The 14,300-nt window shown below is 54.3% G+C and carries 13 protein-coding genes; 7 read left to right on the forward strand and 6 right to left on the reverse strand.

The genetic code is table 11. From position 1 onward, the window contains the following. Positions 1-43 precede the first annotated feature (43 nt). Positions 44-1,243: an MFS transporter gene (locus tag KQI65_03700; GenBank protein ID MCB2203828.1), complete on the forward strand. Its 1,200-nt coding sequence runs from the start codon at positions 44-46 to the stop codon at positions 1,241-1,243. 169 nt (positions 1,244-1,412) lie between these two features. Here KQI65_03700 and KQI65_03705 read toward each other — a convergent pair whose 3' ends face one another. The 4 genes from KQI65_03705 to KQI65_03720 all read right to left on the reverse strand — a co-directional run bounded on the left by KQI65_03705 (position 1,413) and on the right by KQI65_03720 (position 4,211). Further along, positions 1,413-2,078: an outer membrane beta-barrel protein gene (locus tag KQI65_03705; protein ID MCB2203829.1), complete on the reverse strand. Its 666-nt coding sequence runs from the start codon at positions 2,076-2,078 to the stop codon at positions 1,413-1,415. A gap of 163 nt (positions 2,079-2,241) precedes the next feature. Beyond that, entirely contained in the window at positions 2,242-2,847 is a 606-nt protein-coding gene (locus tag KQI65_03710; protein MCB2203830.1) for a thioredoxin family protein, read from the reverse strand. After that, positions 2,844-3,374 carry a TlpA family protein disulfide reductase gene (locus KQI65_03715; GenBank protein ID MCB2203831.1) on the reverse strand — a complete coding sequence of 177 codons (531 nt, stop codon included), beginning with the start codon at positions 3,372-3,374 and terminating at the stop codon, positions 2,844-2,846. The genes KQI65_03710 and KQI65_03715 overlap by 4 nt, the downstream gene beginning before the upstream one ends. A 90-nt stretch (positions 3,375-3,464) precedes the next feature. Further along, positions 3,465-4,211, reverse strand: a complete 747-nt coding sequence (locus tag KQI65_03720) for a hypothetical protein (protein ID MCB2203832.1) — start codon at positions 4,209-4,211, stop codon at positions 3,465-3,467. A 228-nt stretch (positions 4,212-4,439) separates the two neighbouring features. On the opposite strand from KQI65_03720, the gene KQI65_03725 reads away from it, so the two are divergent. The 4 genes from KQI65_03725 to KQI65_03740 are packed head-to-tail and all read left to right on the forward strand — an operon-like array spanning position 4,440 to position 7,183. After that, entirely contained in the window at positions 4,440-5,669 is a 1,230-nt protein-coding gene (locus KQI65_03725; GenBank protein MCB2203833.1) for an NAD(P)/FAD-dependent oxidoreductase, read from the forward strand. A 1-nt stretch (position 5,670) separates the two neighbouring features. Then, on the forward strand, positions 5,671-6,372 hold the full coding sequence (locus tag KQI65_03730) for a DUF1641 domain-containing protein (GenBank protein ID MCB2203834.1): 702 nt from the start codon (positions 5,671-5,673) through the stop codon (positions 6,370-6,372). Positions 6,373-6,381: 9 nt separating this feature from the next. Next, a complete protein-coding gene (locus KQI65_03735; protein MCB2203835.1) occupies positions 6,382-6,699 on the forward strand; it encodes a TusE/DsrC/DsvC family sulfur relay protein in 318 nt (105 codons plus the stop codon). A gap of 16 nt (positions 6,700-6,715) precedes the next feature. Then, positions 6,716-7,183, forward strand: a complete 468-nt coding sequence (locus tag KQI65_03740; protein ID MCB2203836.1) for a DsrE/DsrF/DrsH-like family protein — start codon at positions 6,716-6,718, stop codon at positions 7,181-7,183. A 97-nt stretch (positions 7,184-7,280) separates the two neighbouring features. On the opposite strand, the gene KQI65_03745 is transcribed toward KQI65_03740, so the two are convergent. Together KQI65_03745 and KQI65_03750 are read right to left on the reverse strand one after the other, a co-directional pair. Further along, complete coding sequence (locus KQI65_03745) at positions 7,281-10,601, reverse strand: CHAT domain-containing protein (protein MCB2203837.1); 3,321 nt, start codon at positions 10,599-10,601, stop codon at positions 7,281-7,283. 16 nt (positions 10,602-10,617) lie between these two features. After that, entirely contained in the window at positions 10,618-12,531 is a 1,914-nt protein-coding gene (locus tag KQI65_03750; GenBank protein MCB2203838.1) for a tetratricopeptide repeat-containing sensor histidine kinase, read from the reverse strand. 262 nt (positions 12,532-12,793) lie between these two features. Between KQI65_03750 and KQI65_03755 the strand changes: the two genes are divergently transcribed. Then, positions 12,794-13,762, forward strand: a complete 969-nt coding sequence (locus KQI65_03755; protein MCB2203839.1) for a hypothetical protein — start codon at positions 12,794-12,796, stop codon at positions 13,760-13,762. A 42-nt stretch (positions 13,763-13,804) separates the two neighbouring features. After that, on the forward strand, positions 13,805-14,218 hold the full coding sequence (locus KQI65_03760) for a hypothetical protein (GenBank protein MCB2203840.1): 414 nt from the start codon (positions 13,805-13,807) through the stop codon (positions 14,216-14,218). The last annotated feature ends 82 nt before the right edge of the window (positions 14,219-14,300 follow it).

Consider the following 14,300-nt stretch of genomic DNA (forward strand, 5'->3'; position numbering starts at 1 on the left):
GCGCACAGGAAGCGAGTGGTCCGGGAATTGCCGATATTAGAAGATGAATGACGATGCAGCACATTCGCAGACTGTGACCGGGGAAGAGCGCTTTCAGACAGGGAAAATTGTCATGATCTCCCTGGCGCATATGGTGCACGATGTGTATTCAAGCTTTCTTGCGCCACTGCTGCCGCTGCTGATCGACAAACTGGGCATGTCGTACGGACTCGCCGCTTCCCTCAGTGTGGTACAGCGGCTGCCATCGCTGCTTAATCCCGTCGTCGGCGCACTGGCTGAGCGCATGAGTGTGCGCTACTTTATTATCGTTTCACCGGGACTGACGGCGATCGTCATGAGCCTTATCGGTGCGGCACCGCATTACGCGGTACTGGTGTTCCTGCTGCTGATAATGGGAGTGAGCGCGACGCTGTTTCATGTCCCTTCACCCGTGATGATACGCCGGGTCGCCGGGAAACGCACCGGCAGGGGGATGAGCTATTACATGCTCGGGGGGGAGTTTGCGCGGAGTATCGGTCCACTCGTCATTCTCGGGGCGGTATCGATCTGGGGACTGGAGGGCACATGGCGGCTCATGCCTTTCGGAATCGCCGCATCCGTGGTGCTGTATTTTCAATTCCATCGCATTCGCATTTCCGATCAATTTCGTGCCCGACGTGAGGGATTGCGCATCCGCGATACGTTCAGAGAGCATCGCCGTTTCCTCCTGCTCATGAGTGGTATGCTGCTGTTCCAGTCCCTGCTCAAATCCGCTCTGACAGCATTTTTACCGACGTTGATGACTGAAGAAGGGGCTTCGGTATGGATGGGTGGTGGATACCTTTCCATCCTCCAGTTCGCCGGAGCTGCGGGGACGTTCATGGCAGGGGGATTTTCAGATCGCTTCGGACGGAAGCGCACGTTGCTGATATCCGCCGTTTCCGGTCCCGTCCTTCTCTGGATTTTCCTCTTTCTGGATGGTGCCCCCGGTATCGCCGCACTGGTGCTTCTCGGACTCGCAATCTTCGCACCCATGCCTGTAATGCTGGCGCTCGTGCAGGATCAGGATGCAGAGCGTCCGGTCTTTCTCAATGGCGTGTATATGGGACTGAGCTTTCTGCTCGGCGCCGTCGGTGTTCAGCTCGTAGGCGCCGCGGGCGATATCCTCGGCCTGCGCACCACCTTCAATGTCACAGCGTTCCTTGCCCTGCTATCCATTCCCTGCATTCTCATGCTCAATGAACGTCCAAAACAGTCTCATTGACCGCGCATCCACTCATTTTTGACCGCGCGTCCACTCCTTTGGCCCAGATGACTGCTCAGTTCTGCAGGTGACCGAGCAGTTCTGCTGGTGACCGAGAAGTTCTGCAGGTGACTGTAAAAAAAATCACGCGCGAACGCGTGATTTCCGGGGAAAAGATCTGCAGATGGGATCAAATCATGACCTGGAAGCCGAACAGCAGCTCAATATCATATTCATCCATCGTGACATCGCGATCCGGCAGGGCCGGCACCTCATACTCGCCTGTGCGCCAGGCACGCATGTAGCGGAGACTGGCGTCGAACACGAGGTGACGTGTCATGAAATATCCGATTCCCGCTCCGGCGTGCACCGCGACCCCTCGTGCGGACGTGCTGGCAGGCAGTTGTGTGAGTGTGCGGCTGCTTTCTTCCGTCTCACCATAATAGTGTGAGTAGCCCACGGATACTTCCGGGTAGAGGTACCAGCGATGTGTCAGTAGCTGATACCAGCGGAAGAGGGGACCGATGAAAAGCCTGCGCTCATGCGACTCCATCCGGTAGGCATCCGGGTTGGGTGAGGGACGCAGTTCCCCGCTGTTCTGGCGCCAGTTGAGCTCCACGCCCACGAGAAAGCTCCTCGCCGCGAAATATCCATTGCGGGTGGAGAGCTGAATCTGTTCGCTATCCCATTCCGACCCGGACTTCCCGACCTGCTGGGAAATGTCGGTATTCGAGCCCCCATTGCTGTAAAACCCGCTGACGCTGTAGGCCATGCGATAGAATCTCATCATGCCCTGGGACTGTGCGAATGCGGGGAGACTGAGAAGCAGAAGTGCGATGCATGCTGCGGTTCTCATGCGTCCTCCTCATATATGATACGGAGTCAGGCTGTGTACTGCTGCCAGAGTGATCAATGCGCAAAGTACAGAGGTGACGCTACATCCGCAACCGCCGACTGCTGGCAATCAACACGCGAGGGGTTGTGTGCTGCTTGCACGAGTGCACGGTTTTTTCGGATGCTCAGTCCTTGATGCTGCAGCCAATCGCCTTGGTGGATGCCACGGCAGGTTTGTCACCTGCAAGAAGCGCGTCAACGGCAGAAGCGACATAACGTTCATCTGCAGCATCCGCATCCTTGTAATTGTTGTCGATGGCGCCGATATAGCGCACGATGAGATCGCTGCTCTGCTTCTGCAGGACGAAGACATGCGGTGTGCGTGTTGCCCCGTATTTCGGGTACACATGCTGTCCATCATCGAACAGGTAGGGGAAAGGGAAGTCTTTCTGTTTCGCGCGCTCCACCATGGCATCGAATGAATCCGCCGGCTGTATCTCCGGATCGTTGGGATTGATGGCGATGACCGGGTAGCCGAGGGGACGATATTTCTCGTCAAGTGCGATGATGCGGTCTTCATAGGCAACGGAATACGGACAGTGGTTGCAGGTGAAAATCACGATGAAGCCCTTGGCATCCGGGTAGTCGGCCATCGAGACCATACTGCCATCGATATTTTTCAGGGAAAAATCCGCAGCTTTGTCACCGACTTCATATCCCCCGGCCAGGGCCTGCGCGGTGAACAGCAGTGCAAAAAGCATCATCGCCGGTATGGTTCTGTATATGTTCATGGGAGTGACTCCACTAAAGATTGTACAAGTGTAAAGAGTTCTTTGCGTGTAAAGGATTGTTCGCGGAATTCCCTGATACCGGGACCGAGAATCAATGTGGCGGGAATGGCACCGCTCCACTCGGGTGAAACGCGATCTATCCAGCTGTTCGCGTCCGGGTCGTCGAGCACAACGACGCTGCTGTGTATGTCCTTTTTTTCGAGAAAGGGAAGCAGTCGTTTTTCGAGTTGCTTCGGGAAGTCGAGGCTGACGAGAAGGACGCGTACCTGCCCAGAGGGATACCGGGATCGGAGTTCCTCGAAATAGGGTAGTTCGGCCACGCAGGGTGCGCACCATGTCGCCCAGAAATTGATGACCAGAATTCCTTCATCCGGTGCCTGCAGCTCAGGAAGGATGGTATCAAAGCCCTCATACACCGGGATATTCCTGCCATCAGGATCGAGGTAGGAGGCGGGGTCGCCGGAACTGGATTGTGACCAGGCGTTGGCTGTGAGAAACAGGAGGAAAACGGCGAAATACGGCCGCATGCAGAATCCTTTCAATTTCAAATAAAAAGGGTACTGCATACAACAGTGCAGGAGGGACGAATGTTCCGGGAGTGTCCGCGGGAAATGGAATCAGGGTACGTGCAAAGTGCGTTTGAACCGCCCCTCCGGTGTGTGGAGCAACAGGGTGTAGCTCCCTGTTGGGACCTTGGCGCAGTCGACAATGAAATCATGTTTCCCGGCTTCAAGGCGGGACGCCGCCATGACGCGGAGAAGGGTGAGTCCTTTACCGTCGATCACGGAGATCGCGGTCACACCACCTTCCTCCAGCTCCACAGTAGCGCGGAAAATCTTTCCACGATTTTCCTGCAGCTGTTCGAGCGTGAAAGAACGAAGCATGGATCCGGCAGGAACGCTTATGATGCGCGAGTACTGGACGCTGCCGTCTTCACCACGGATGCGGAGCATATAGCGCACGTCTTCGGGCGGTGCGTTGCGGTCTGTATAATAGTATGTCTGTTCCATGGTGCTGCTGCCGAAACCGGGGACGAAGGTCAGCTTCTCCCAGCCGTGACTGAGCGAAGATGCGCGCTGCACCTCGAAACCCTGATTCCCGATTTCACGGCTTGTCATCCATTCCAGCTGCACATGGCGTCCCTCTCGTCTGCCTGAGAATTCCCCGACTATCACGCGTACGGGCGTACGCAATCCGGTGATGTCCCAGTGTTCCCGGATGGTCTTGTTTGCCCGGACTGCGCCTGCGACATGGTGTCCGGCCGCAAGGGCGAACTGCTGCTGTTCCGCCGGTGGTCCCAGCAATGTGAGCAGCAGGAATGCCGTGCCGCTGGCGAGTATGATGATCTTACCTTTCGCTCTCATAAGGATTGACCCTGTGTTTCAACCTTGACCGTAGTCATGTGTGATGTATTTTCACGAATGCAATCTACGATGCGCTTTCCTTCATGGAGCTTACATGGGGATTACATTTTCGAAAGGAAATTCTGCAAAAATAATCCAGTTTATTGAATCCTTTTGTGCGAGCTCCGCATCCGACATTTAACCTGAAATGCAAAACACCACCCACCCTCACCACCTTCCGGAGAGCGCATGAAACAGCTTGTAATCCTCGGCGCCGGTACCGCTGGCACCATGATGCTCAATAAAATGCACGAAATGCTCGATGGTGCCCAGTGGCAGATCACCATCGTTGACCAGTTCGAGACCCATTATTATCAGCCCGGATTCCTGTTCATCCCATTTGGGATTTACACGCGGAAGGATGTCATCAAGCCCAAACGGGATTTCTTTCCGTCTGGCGTCAAGGTTGTGATGTCCGAAATTGAGCGAATCGAACGGGAACAGAACCGGGTATTGCTCAAAAACAACGCTGTTCTCTCATACGATTTACTGATTGTAGCGACAGGAGCGAAAGTTGTACCCGAGGAAATCGAAGGGATGAAGGAGGAATTGTGGTACAAGCAGATATTCGATTTCTACACCATTGAAGGGGCCTGCGCGCTGGGTGAGTTTTTCCGGCATTGGGAGGGTGGCAAACTGGTACTGAATGTTGCAGAAATGCCGATCAAATGTCCTGTTGCGCCGCTGGAATTTGTTTTTCTTGCCGATTGGTGGTTTACGGAACGGGGAATCAGGGATAAAGTCGATATCCACTACGTGACCCCGCTTCCGGGTGCGTTTACCAAACCACGGGCATCCGCGATTCTCGGAGATTTCCTGGACAAGAAAAACATTGGCCTGACCTCGGAGTTCAATATTGGAAGAGTGGACAACGAGAATCACAGCATCGTGTCATGGGATGAGCAGGAGGTCCCGTTTGATGTACTCGTTACGATCCCTACGAATATGGGGGATCCCATGGTTGCCCGCTCCGAAATGGGAAATGAATTCAATTTTATTCCAACGAACAACTACACCCTGCAGTCGGAGGCGGCGGAGAATATCTTTGTGATCGGTGATGCAACCGATCTGCCCAGCTCGAAGGCGGGATCTGTTGCCCACTTCCAGGCAGATATCCTGACAGAGAATATTCTGAGCTATATCGAGGGCAGGCCTCTCCTCGGACGTTTTGACGGGCATGCCAACTGCTTCATTGAATCGGGCTTTGGGAAAGGAATTCTTATCGATTTCAATTACGACACGGAACCCCTGCCCGGGAAGTTTCCGCTTCCTGGTATCGGACCGTTCTCGCTCCTGGAGGAGACGGAAATGAATCACTATGGAAAAATCATGTTCCGCTGGATGTACTGGAATTTCCTGTTGCGCGGAAAGGAGCTTCCCATAGAATCCCACATGTCCATGGCAGGCAAGAGGATGTGACATGAACGAAATAAAACTGCAGGAACAGATCGATGAGATTAACTCCAAGCTTGATATCGTCATCACCGAACTCGCGCATCAGCAGCGGCATCGTCGGGAGATGGAGGACCTGAAGGATGATCTGATGCGGGTCGGCAGGGATCTCTACAAGAGCACGGTGGAGGAACTCGAGGAGATTCACGACGAGGTCAGTACCGGAGATATGGCGCATCTCGGTAAAAAACTGCTTCGGAATGTGAACAACATCACCCGGTCTTTCGAGCAACTCGAAAGTGTGAAAGGTTTTGTTGAAGATTTCGCTCCCGTTTCCCGCCAGCTTTCGATTGACCTCATGCGCCGACTGCATGAGATGGATCAGAAGGGGTACTTCGAATTCTTGCGTGAATTGTCTCGCATGACGGATACCGTCGTCACAAGCTTTTCTGCCGAGGACGTCAAACAACTCGGGGACAACATCGTGACCATTCTGAATACGATCAAAAGTTTGACCCAACCGGACATGCTGCAGGCCGTGAACAATGCGCTTGTGGTTTACAAAAAGCTGGACATCACGATTGATGAGAAAGTATCTCTCACAACTCTTGTGCGTGAAATCAATTCCCCTGAAGTCAAGCGGGGTATTGCATTCATGCTGGAGTTTCTCAAGAACCTCGCAAACACGCCGCATGACCCAGCGGCAAACCCGCCCACCACATTAACATAAGGAGCACACATGGAGACTCGTGATCTGGCCGGAAAGTCGATAGCTTTCGATGATGATGGCCACATTGCAAATCGGGAGGACTGGGATAAAGACGTCGCACAGGCGCTAGCGGAAGAGGAGGGTGTCGGGAACCTGACGGATCGCCACTGGATCGTCATTGACTTCATGCGCCAGGAGTTCGAGGCTAAGGGGGATGCCCCTTCGATTCGAAAGCTGACAAAGGAAAGCGGTGTCAATACCAAGGAGCTGTACCAGCTTTTTCCGAAAGGACCAGCGAAAAAAGCCGCGAAGATAGCTGGCTTGCCGAAACCGAAGGGCTGCATCTAACTTAACAGGAGAAATTATGGCTGAACCCATCGAAAAAGTATCCATAGTGGTATCACGTGGTTCCCTGGAAGGAGTGTACCCCGGACTGATTATGGCAAATGGTGCGAGGATGGAGGGTATCGAGGCAACGTTGTTTTTTACCTTTTTCGGTCTCGATGCGATCATCGATAAACGTCTGGATAATCTGAAGGTGGCGACTGTAGGAAACCCGGCCATGCATATCCCGACGCTTCTCGGTTCCATTCCCGGCATGTCTGCATTTGCGACCTCCAAGATGAAAAAGGAAATGGAAACACTCGACATTCCTCCTGTTCGTGAATTTTTGGAAATGATACACGACGCCGGAGGAGAGATGTATGCATGCAAAGCCACCGTTGATATGTTCCACCTGACGAAAGACGATTTTTGTCCCCAGGTCGATGATATCATCAGTGTCGGACAGTTTTACGAGATGTCAGGTAATGCCCAGATTATTTTTACATGATCCGGTGTGCAATTTACGCTGCCGGGGAAGCCTGCAAAAACCGCATTCTTTTGGATGCGGTTTTTTTTTACTTCAATCGGAGAGCAGACAATATCATTCAGGGACTGATGAGCGTAAAGGCTGCCCAGATTCGTGGGTCGTCATAGCGGGCGCGGAGCCGGGCGCGTGCGCCGCGTAGTGCATCGGCCAGTGAGGCGCCCGCGAGCCAGGTCGAGTAGAAATCAGCCATGAAGCCGACGGTGAGCTGATCGGGCACAACCCATAGGCTCATGAGCAGCGCGGATGCCCCGGCGGAAAAGAAGGATCGTTGCAGACCAAAAACGCCCTCGCCGATACGGATATCACCGAGTCCGGTTTCACATGCGCTGAGTGTCACGAGTTCAGTCCCGCTCAGTGGGAGTTGTGCGACCTCCATGGCGGTAAGGATGCCGTCATCCCGGTCAGGGGGGAGTGTCGTTCCGGTCCAGGCCGGATTCGCATGTGCAAGAATCAGACCCGAGCGCAGTAGTGGGTGCTGCTCGTATGCAAGGAAGGATCGTCCGCGCTGAATGCTGTCAGGAGGAGTGTCGACTTCTTTTGCCATGTCGCGGGAAGGCAGGAAAAAGCCATGCGTTGCCAGGTGGATGAAACGCGGATGTAGCGCGCAGGAAGCAGCAAGTTTCTGTTCTGTTGCATTGTCATGTTCCAGCACGGTGGTCTGCATACCGAGGGAGTCACAGATGCCAGCGATGCGCGTGAGTTCGCGGGCGGTGCCCGGGAGCGCTTTCCAGCCTCGTCTGTCTGATGACGACGGCAGGGAAGGATCGGAGAAGTCCGGATTTCCCAACAACAGGATGTCCCGGGCGACAGGTTGGTCGAGCAGTGAAGACTGTCGCTGATCGAGAAGCTGTTTGCTGCCTGTCAGACGGTGTAGGTCGACCTTTGCATCGAGACAGTGCTGCCACCCGTTCAGCGTATCCGGCAGCAGCGCTGCGAACGGCAGCCTGTGAAGAAGTCCGTCAGGCACAACATACACCCGTTTGGCCTCCTTGATGTGCGGCGTGATCGGCGCCCAAACGGTATTGTACAATGCATTCATGTCACGGGGCGAAGTGAGCATCGCAGGATACCCGCCCAGTCCAGGTTTCGTGAGCACGTCCCGGATGGCATGTTCGCCGCCCAGATCCACTGCCGCGGCCGACCCGTGTTTCGAAAGTATAACGGCATAGTACTGCAGCGAATCAGACAGGCTGTTTCGTGGAACAGCGAGATATTCCACGACAGCCTCATTCGGCCGGAGAACACGCTGAATATTCCGCCAGGTTGCGGTTTCAAGACTGCGGTGTTGGTCATAGCGCACGTTGACACTGCGCAAACGGGCGTCGAGAGAATCGATGCGCTGGATGAGGTGTCGCTTCAGCTCGTCGAGTCCCTCCTCCGCTTCATTGGAGGTACGTGAGATGAGAGATGCATACTGCGAACGTGCCTGCGTCAGTTCATCATATAACGCGTTTTCCGCAGTATGAAGATGCATCGACGCCCGCAGCCTGAGGTTCTCCGTGAGTACAGCACCCTTGAGTTTGAGAATCCCGTCGTATAGAATCTGAGCCGCTTCCGGCGGAGCCGCAGGCAGCACTGCCCATTGCGCAACTGTCGCCAGGTAGCGCGAGACCAGGTCACTGTGCAAGAGCAGCTGTTGTTCCTCACTTTCGAAGGCGAATGATGCACGCAGCCTCTCACCGCAGGCATCGACAAGACGGGTCATGACCTCGACCGCCTCGTCATGGTTCGGGTGTCGCAGCAGCCAGGTCGCGTAGACATAGAGGCTGTTGATGAGGTCGAACTGTACATCCTCATACGAGTGTCCCAGTATCGTGATTGCCTGTCGCACATGCGTCAGTGCGCTGTCGTCTTCCCCCATTGCGAGTTCAATCGATGCGAGATTCCGCAGCATGACCCCGAGCCGAGGATGCTCTCGATCCCAGAATGCGCGATGCAGGCTGATTGCTCGCTGCTGCAGTGGATAGCCACGTTCCGGCTGTCCCTTTTCCCTGTAGAACAGTGCCAGATTGCTGAGGGGGTATATCAGGTCCCGGGCGTCCTTTCCCTGGACCTCCTCGAAAAGACGAATGGCCTCAAGGTAGTTGCCCTCCGCTTCGTCAAAACGATGCATTGCCTGGTTAATATTTCCCAGGGTTCCGAACATTTTTGCCCGGAGCAAGCGCAACACGCGTCCTTCGTCGAGCGAATCGAGAAGCTGCATGGATTTGTGCAGTATCTGCTCTGCTTGCCTGTTGCGCCCCCGCCGGAGGAAAAAGACCGTGAGGTTGTTGTAGCTCGTCACCATCACGTTCGCGCGGAATTCCTGTGGGACTCTGACGGAAAGCGATGCAGCTTCACGCAGGGCTTCTTCCGCGCCGGCACCATCACCGATGGCTTCCAGCACGTTGCCCAGTGTGAGTTGAAGGGACCACTGTGTTGTCGGTGAGACCGCGGAGGAAGGATGACGAGTGCGCTGCATGGCGTCCGTCAGTACGGATTGCGCGTCACTGTAGCGGCCACAATGCTGATAGAAATCACCGAGTTCAAGCAGGGCATCGATGGTCGGGTTCGCGATGCGTCCATGCAGCGCTTCCTGCATCTGGAGCTGTGTCCTGTAAGCCGCCTCACTCTGCTCGAATTTCTGAGTCAGGAACAATCCCTCTGCAAGGTAATACTGGCAGTCCGCCGCCGTGGCACTATCGCCGAGAGCGAGGTAACACTCCTTTGCCCGCTCGAAGGTGGCTACGGCGCTGTGATAATTTCCCATCTGGTGGCGCACCAGACCGAGCCAGTACCGGTTGTCGGCGAGCTTGGTGGAGTCGGCGACGCCAAGATGTTCGAGTGTTTCCTGATTGCTTGCGAAGAATGCTTCCGCCGCGGAATAATCCTCCCGCAGCCAGGCGAACATCCCCTGACCGTTGCGTAAGTCAACGCTGAACGCCGATTCGCATGGGTACACGCTGTGGTAGAGACTGTCTGCGAGGCGATAGTGCGTGCTGCCCCACTGTGCATCCGTCATGGAGCGGGCATCGGCGCTGTATTTAAGTGCGATGAGCAGAGCAGGGTGTGGATCCCTTCCGAACAGCGCCTCGCTTAGCTGCAGAAGGGAATCGCTGATCAGGATGAGCGTATCCCGGTCCGTCTCCCTGACGTCGAATGCGTACAGTGAATCGCGGCGGTTGAAATCCTGCTGCAATTCCACCCATCGGAGGGAATCGGCGACATCGGGAAAGAGATACTGACGGGTTGGGGGACAGGGCGTTTCAATCACCTGCGCCTGCAGGCAGTGCAACGGAAGCACTGGTGTGAGAGCGAGAGCTGAAAGGAGGAGGAATATTGGGATGCGTATGAGTTTCATGCTGCGCGAGAAGACCACCGGAACGCTACAGTCAGGCATGTATCTATACGACAACTTACTCGCTGGGGAGGGTTACCACAAATTCCGTGAACGTGTTTTCCTCAGAAAGCACCTCCATCGTTCCGTTGTATTTGTGAACGATGATATCGTAACAGATCGAGAGCCCGAGTCCCGTCCCCTTGCCGGTTTCTTTCGTCGTGTAGAAGGGCTCGAAAATGCGGTTGCGCACATTTTCGGGAATACCCGTGCCATTGTCGTGAATCCGAATCTCCACCGCGCGGTTGCGTACGGAAGTACGAAGGGTGATATGTGGAGCGTATGCGTCGTCTTCATGCTTGAGTGCGCGTTCGCGTGTTGCATCGATGGCGTTGTTGAGAATATTCAGGAAAACCTGACTCAAATCCTGCGGTACGATTTTGACAGTCGGGAGCATGGATGAGAGTTCTTTTTCGAACACCGGTTGCTCACCCAGCTGCAGCGAAGTTGTTGCATGTCCCGCTAGCTCGACGACCGATTCGAGAATGCTGTTGACGTCCGCAAATTGTCTTTCTTCGGAAGAACTGCGTGCATGGAGCATCATGCCACGTACGATTCCATCGGCACGTTTCCCATGCTCAAGAATCTTCTCCACACTTTGCCGAAGATCATTGATGAGCTGGTGGCGCTGATCAGGCTCGAGCCCGACTTCCTGCATCTCATCGAGCAGCTCGCGCGAGACTTCGGAGAAATTCTTGATGAAATTGAGTGGGTTTTGAATCTCATGTGCGATGCCGGCGGTGAGCTGTCCGAGCGATGCCAGTTTCTCCTGTACGATCAGCTGCTTCTGCGTTGCTTCAAGCTGCCTGTTGATCCGCGACTTACTGCGGTAAGCGCGGAAGATGATGACCGAAAAAATCAGCACGAGGAGCAGTCCCCCTGAAGTCGCGTACACGATGGTGCGCTGCAGCTGCTGGCTGCGCTTGAGCAGCATCACTTCCTGTTCGGCCTGCTCGATGCGGTAATTGGCTTCAAGCTTTGCGATGTCGAGCGCCTTCTGTTCATCGATGATGCTGTCTTTCATCGCCGCGTACTGAATGTGATATCGGTACGCTTCTTTGAAATTCTGCATTGATGCGTAGGTCTCCGCCATCGCGGCATAGGTATCCTGCGTTTGCTGCTTGTCGCCGATTTGCCGTGACAGTGCCAGGGCACGGGAGAAATAGGACAGTGCCTTGTTGTTGTTTCCTTTTGCGGAATTCACCTCGCCGAGACTGATGCACACGCTGGCGATGCGGCGCTGATCGCCGAGTCCCTCTCGGATCCTCAGACTCTGCAGATACTGTTTTTCCGCCCTGTTGAACTTGAGCTGTTTTTCGTATATCCACGCAATGTTGTTGAGCGCCGTCGATTCACCAAGCTTGTCGTTCGACGCGCGGTAGATCTCGAGCGCACGTTCGGAATATTCGAGCGCCTGATCATAGTCTGCCCGTTCGGTGTATATGAGCCCGATATTGGCATTGGCCGTCGCCCGCTGTTGTGCGGCGGGATTCAGTTTGAGTGCATCCTTGAAATAGCGAAGCGCGTCATCGTGATTGTCAACCTGCCAGTGTACTACCCCGATATTCAGATAGCAGGAGGCGATCCCATTGTTGTCTTCGAGCCGTTCAAAAATGCGCAACGCTTTCATGTTCGAAGTAACCGCGTCTGCATAGTTGCCGAGGATGTAGTCGACAACGCCCTCATTGCGGTACGCCCAGCCGAGTCCCTCTTCGTACTGCAGTGAGTCGGCGAGTCGCTGCGCGATCAGTGCGAGCTCGAACGCCTCATCAGGATTGTTGTGACGCAGCTCCCAGGCCAGATCGTTCATCACATCGACACGTTCCTTTCCGAGCGGAACTTCCTGAATCTTTCTGGAAAGGGTGTCGGACAGCTGTGCCATCACCGGCGAGGTGAAGGACAGCAGAAATAAAACGGACACAACAAATTTCATAATATCCTGCCGGGTTTCCCGGGGCGTACTCAATGCTCGAAAGAACAGTTATTTGTATTTGGTGAGGATGTACACAAAAATATACGAATTCCCCTCCTATTTGCGAAGATCGAAGATAGATAAATTGCATTTGTGATGCGACCGGTCCTATTTTAATCTGTTCATCAGTTTTCATTTTCTAAATGAGCACGCTTTCGTCGGCAAGACGAGGGGGCTGTTCACATCACGGACCGCTGGCGTATCTGCGCGTCAGGTGATGCAAGTGAGAACACGCTATGTTTCAGGCGTCGTTCCGGAAAACGGACTACACATGCTGCGCTACGCAATCTCCTTGTTTTTGCTGTGGCTGCTTCTGGTGCCGGACGCAGCAGCACAGCGCGCTCCCAAGTATTCGGAAGAAACCACGTTCAGATACCTGGTGGAACCGTCCTTTTACTTCTCCCTGGCAACAGAGCAGCAGAAAGATGCCGAGATTCTGCTCTTGACGTTTTACAGTCAATTGCGATCGAACATGGCATTCGATGTTGGACTGCTGCATATCAAATCGTATCTCAATGCGGACTTCAAGAGGCAGGCCTATTCTGACCGCGGTCCGAGAAATCTCAGGGATGATCTCGTTGTTTCCGTTATTCCATCAGTGATTGTATCCAAGAACTACGACGTCAGTCTTTTCCTCGAAGTCACGATGGAGACGGACATGGCTCACGGTGAAACGGACGGACAGCCGACGAAGTTTATGGACCCCGCATTCTTCTATGAGACGCTGTATCTCGGACACTGGGTCGACTGGAAATCCGACAGTGAAACACAACGCCTGAGTCTGCGCTATGGCGTCGGGTATGCATTCCAGCAGACCGTCTCCTCGGGGTTCCTGCTGACGGGTGAACGGCGCCTGAACGTCGATCCGGATAACCCGCTCTCAGCGATACGCCGTGCGCGCAGCGTCAAACTCGAATCCGGTTACAGCGGTCTCGTGAACTTTGAATACCTCAATGACCTCACGGAAGATTTGCAGCTGACGTTTCGCACCTTTGGCGTTGCGCTTTCCAAGGGAAGTCTAAGCAGCTTCTTCAGTACGCCGCACGCCATTGGCGAGGCTGAGCTCAAACTTAAATACAACGTCTTTGCGTTGAACTATGACGTTCGCGTTGTCTATGATCCGAATTATTCAAAGCGCCGCCAGCTTGATCAGTCGGCATCGTTCGGAATATCTCTGCAATTCAAGGACTGAAAACAAACGGTTCCAACTCACATCCCTTCATAGGAGGCCTTCATGAATTCGCTTAAACGATTTACCGGCATCATCGCCCTGTTGCTCGTGCTTGCCAGCATTGCATGGGCACTTGCCGACAGCAAATCTGTCAACATCCTGTTTGAACCGGCCTGGGAGGCCGACGAATCCCTGCCCGGTGGCGGGGTAATCGTCAGCAGGGGAGAGGGCAGCAATGGTGTCATCACTGTAGATCTGCCCATGCCGCCGCCAACAGAATCTCAGAGCGAGGCGATCGAGCTCGGATCAGAACAAGTGACGCATATGGATATCTCTGTCGAGGACAACGAAGGTGTCATGCGACACTATACTGATGATCACATCTCAACGATCAACTATAGCATCGAGTTTGAATACGAGTGGGACAACGGTGTGGTCCAGGCATACGTCGTGAAACACACTGCGGATATGCAATAAGGTTCAACTCGTCTGTTAAAACTCAGGACACTTCTCTGGCCCGGCTGCAATGTCGGGCCTTTTTTTCGCTGTTGCAGCATTC

Source organism: bacterium (assembly GCA_020444325.1).
Taxonomy (GTDB): domain Bacteria; phylum Bacteroidota; class Ignavibacteria; order SZUA-365; family SZUA-365; genus BM516.

Coding starts and splice junctions, on each gene's coding strand:
- KQI65_03700 (MCB2203828.1), top strand. CDS start 44: ATGAATGACGATGCAGCACATTCGCAGACTGTGACCGGGGAAGAGCGC.
- KQI65_03705 (MCB2203829.1), bottom strand. CDS start 2,078: ATGAGAACCGCAGCATGCATCGCACTTCTGCTTCTCAGTCTCCCCGCA.
- KQI65_03710 (MCB2203830.1), bottom strand. CDS start 2,847: ATGAACATATACAGAACCATACCGGCGATGATGCTTTTTGCACTGCTG.
- KQI65_03715 (MCB2203831.1), bottom strand. CDS start 3,374: ATGCGGCCGTATTTCGCCGTTTTCCTCCTGTTTCTCACAGCCAACGCC.
- KQI65_03720 (MCB2203832.1), bottom strand. CDS start 4,211: ATGAGAGCGAAAGGTAAGATCATCATACTCGCCAGCGGCACGGCATTC.
- KQI65_03725 (MCB2203833.1), top strand. CDS start 4,440: ATGAAACAGCTTGTAATCCTCGGCGCCGGTACCGCTGGCACCATGATG.
- KQI65_03730 (MCB2203834.1), top strand. CDS start 5,671: ATGAACGAAATAAAACTGCAGGAACAGATCGATGAGATTAACTCCAAG.
- KQI65_03735 (MCB2203835.1), top strand. CDS start 6,382: ATGGAGACTCGTGATCTGGCCGGAAAGTCGATAGCTTTCGATGATGAT.
- KQI65_03740 (MCB2203836.1), top strand. CDS start 6,716: ATGGCTGAACCCATCGAAAAAGTATCCATAGTGGTATCACGTGGTTCC.
- KQI65_03745 (MCB2203837.1), bottom strand. CDS start 10,601: ATGCCTGACTGTAGCGTTCCGGTGGTCTTCTCGCGCAGCATGAAACTC.
- KQI65_03750 (MCB2203838.1), bottom strand. CDS start 12,531: ATGAAATTTGTTGTGTCCGTTTTATTTCTGCTGTCCTTCACCTCGCCG.
- KQI65_03760 (MCB2203840.1), top strand. CDS start 13,805: ATGAATTCGCTTAAACGATTTACCGGCATCATCGCCCTGTTGCTCGTG.